Source organism: Pseudomonas onubensis (assembly GCF_965653655.1).
In the GTDB taxonomy this organism is placed as follows: Bacteria; Pseudomonadota; Gammaproteobacteria; order Pseudomonadales; family Pseudomonadaceae; genus Aquipseudomonas.
The window spans coordinates 1-470 of record NZ_CBFHAZ010000246.1; the positions used below are offsets into that span (position 1 = coordinate 1).

The following is a 470-nucleotide window of genomic DNA, read 5'->3' on the forward strand; positions in this document are numbered from 1 at the left end:
GTATGCCGAAGAGCTTTTTGACATTTCCAAGAGCAAAGCATTGCTGGAGGAAGCCGCATACTGGGACAGCGTGATGTCTGGTGAAACAGCGCCGCTGCCGAAAATAACTGATGAAAACGCCGGACGATTGCAGGAAAACGCGCGCACTGCATCATGGATATTAAGCAGCGAAGTCACGAAGCAGCTGCTGATGGAAACACAGCAGGCGTACGGAACGGATGTTCATGAATTGCTTTTAACGGCGCTTGGAATGACGCTTCATGAGTGGACGGGTTCCGAACAGATCCTTATCAGCACTGAAGGACACGGACGCCAGGGGCATATTCCTGACATTGATATGTCAAGAACGGCGGGCTGGTTTACATCTGTTTACCCGGTGCTTTTGGATATGAGAGTGCCGGACGGCTCAGGGGAAACAACCGCGCACCGCATAAAGACGGTAAAAGACATGATGAGACGGGTTCCTCATC

Annotated in this window: 1 protein-coding gene; it reads left to right on the forward strand. The window is 51.5% G+C overall.

Annotation, left to right across the window (positions count from 1 at the left end; all coding sequences use genetic code 11):
• The coding region (locus ACTD9P_RS29800) for a condensation domain-containing protein (RefSeq protein ID WP_438870442.1) at window positions 1–470 on the forward strand (470 nt) is incomplete at both ends.